Source organism: Streptomyces pathocidini (assembly GCF_001418495.1).
Lineage (GTDB): Bacteria > Actinomycetota > Actinomycetes > Streptomycetales > Streptomycetaceae > Streptomyces > Streptomyces pathocidini.
Map to the genome: position 1 here is coordinate 1 of NZ_LIQY01000514.1, position 2,974 is coordinate 2,974.

The window sequence follows — 2,974 nt, forward strand, 5'->3', positions numbered from 1 at the left end:
GCCTCAGGGGCCGCGGCCCCGAGCAGGCCGTGCTGCGCCACGGAGTGACCGTCACCGGCGTCGTGCTCGCCCTCGCCATCGCCCTGGCCATCGGGTTCGACCACGGCCGGCCGTCCAGGATGCAGGCCACGACCGACATCAGCTGGATCCCCGCCCTCGACGTGCGCATCCACCTCGGCATCGACGGCATCTCGCTCCCCCTCCTCGTCCTGACCGCGCTGCTGACCTTCCTCTGCGCGCTCTACAGCTACTTCCGCATGCCCCAAGGGCCCTCCGCCAAGGGCTTCGTGGCGCTGCTGCTCGTCCTCGAATCGGGCACGCTCGCCACCTTCGCCGTACTCGATCTGCTGCTGTTCTTCCTGGCGTTCGAGATGGTGCTCATCCCGATGTACTTCCTCATCGCCCGCTGGGGCGGTGCGCAACGCGAGGCCTCCGCCTGGAAGTTCATCCTCTTCACGCTGCTCGGCTCGGTCGTCATGCTGCTCGGCCTCCTCGTCGTCGGTCTGCAGGGCGGCACGTTCGACATGGTGGCACTCGCCACTGACAACGGTTCATCGCTCGGTCGCAGCGCGCAGTTGACCGCCGCCCTCGCCATCGGCCTGGGCCTCGCGGTCAAGACGCCGATGTGGCCGCTGCACAGCTGGCTCCCCGACGCGCACACCGCCGCCCCCACCGTCGGCTCCGTCCTCCTCGCCGGTGTGCTGCTCAAGATGGGCACCTACGGCTTCGTACGGATCGTGCTGCCCATCGCCCCCGAGGGCGCCCACACCCTCGCCCCCTACCTCGCGGCCCTCGCCGCCGTCGGCATCGTCTACGGGTCGCTGGCCTGCCTCGCCCTCGCGCGCAGGGGCGCGAAGGGGGACCTGAAACGGCTCATCGCGTACTCCTCCGTGGGCCACATGGGCTTCGTGCTCCTCGGCATCGCGACGCTCACCCCGACCGGCGTCAACGGCGCGCTGTTCGCCAACATCGCGCACGGCCTGATCACCGGCCTCCTCTTCTTCCTCGTCGGCGCCGTCAAGGAGCGCTACGGGACCACCGACCTGGACCAGCTCTCCGGTGCGACCGGAGCCGCCCTCTACGGCCGGGCCCCGCGCCTGGGCGGCCTGGTCGCCTTCGCCGCCGTGGCCTCGCTCGGCCTGCCCGGACTGGCCGGATTCTGGGGCGAGATGCTCGCCATGTTCGGCGCGTTCAACCCGGCGGAAGGGCTCAGCAGGCCCGCGTACCTGACCTTCATGGTCCTGGCCGGACTCGGCGCGCTCCTCACCGCCGCGTACCTGCTCCTGGTCGTACGCCGGGTGTGCATGGGCGACCACCTCCCGGGCGACCCCGTCCCGAGCGGACACCTCGCCGGTGACCGCCCGGAGCCCGCCGACGGCCCCGGGCCGAAAAGCGCTGTCCGTACGCCCGCCCCGGCTGATACACCCGCCCCGGCCGATGTGCGCCACCACGAGTTCGCCGCCTGGACCCCGCTCGTCGCCCTCACCGTCCTCACCGGACTCTGGCCCGCGGCCCTCCTCGGCCTCACCGACCCGGCCGTGCAGCGGCTCCTGACCGGAGGCAAGTGATGACCGTCACCGCCGCGGGCCTCGTCCAGTCCATCGACTGGCTCGCGATCGCCCCGCCCACCATCGCCGCCGTCGCGGGCCTGGCCGTCCTCGTGGCGGACCTCTTCGTCCCCGAGCACCGCAAGCCCGTACTCGGCCGGCTCGCGATCGCCGGCCTCGCCCTGGCCGCGCTCTCCCTGCTGCCCCTGCTCGGCGGCGACCGCAGCACCTTCTGCCTGACCTCCGACGCCGACATCTGCAGCTACACCGCCGACCACTTCACACTGGCCGTCCAGTTCCTGGTCCTGGCGGGCGCCCTGCTGACGGCCCTGCTGTCCGTCGGCGCCGTGGCCGAACAGCGGCTCCCCGCGGGGGAGTTCTGGTTCCTGCTGCTCTCCTCCGCCGCGGGCGCGGCCCTGTTGCCCGCCTCGCGCGACCTCGCGACCCTCGTCGTCGCCCTGGAGGTCGCCTCGCTGCCCAGCTTCGCGCTCGTCGGGCTGCGCCGCGGCGACCGGCTCTCCTCGGAGGCCGCCCTCAAGTTCTTCCTGTCCTCCGTGGCCGCCACCGCGATCACGCTCCTGGGGGTCAGCTTCGTCTACGCCGCCACCGGCTCGATGCACCTCTCCGAGGTCGCCCGCGGCCTCGCCGACGTCCCCGCCCGGCTCGACCACCTGGCAGCGGCCGGAGTCGCCATCACGCTCGTCGGCTTCGCCTTCAAGACGGCCGCCGTCCCCTTCCACTTCTGGGTCCCCGACACCTATGTGGGGGCGCCCCTGCCCGTCGCCGCGTACCTCTCGGTCATCGGCAAGGCCGTCGGCTTCACCGGTATCATCCTGGTCACGGTCCTCGCCTTCCCGTCCTACGCGCGCGTGTGGGGGCCCGCCGTCGCCGTGCTGGCCGCCCTCACCATGACCGCGGGCAACGTGGCGGCCCTCCGCCAGCGCCCCGACCGCGCCCACAGCGCCGTACGTCTGCTGGCCTGGTCCTCGGTCTCCCAGGCGGGCTACCTCCTGGTGCCGATCGCGGCCGCCGCGTACGTGGACGACCCGGGCCGCGCGATCGGCTCCACCGTCGCGTACGCGCTGATGTACGCCGCCGTGAACCTCGGCGCCTTCGCGGTCGCCGCGCTCGTCGCCCGTACGAGCCCGGCCAACCGCATCGCCGACTACCGCGGCCTGTACGCCTCCCGCCCCCTGGCTGCGCTCGCGCTCGGCTTCTTCCTGCTCTGCCTCGCGGGCCTGCCGCCGGGCGTGATCGGGCTGTTCGCGAAGGTCACGGTCTTCTCGGTCGCGGTGGATGCTGGCCTCGGCTGGCTGGCCGTCGTCATGGCGGTGAACGTCGTGATCGCGCTCTACTACTACCTGCTGTGGACGGCCGTCCTCTTCCGCACGCCGGAAGCCGGGCCGGAGGCCGGGACCGGGGCCGGG

General features: G+C 72.7%; 2 protein-coding genes. Both read left to right on the top strand.

The window, feature by feature from the left end; genetic code table 11:
• Positions 1-1,568: complex I subunit 4 family protein (locus AOK16_RS21655; protein WP_055473855.1), on the top strand; the 1,568-nt coding region annotated here is incomplete at its 5' end.
• Positions 1,568-2,974, top strand: a 1,407-nt coding sequence (locus tag AOK16_RS21660; protein WP_055473856.1) for an NADH-quinone oxidoreductase subunit N, incomplete at its 3' end; no start/stop codon positions are given. The genes AOK16_RS21655 and AOK16_RS21660, both read left to right, overlap by 1 nt.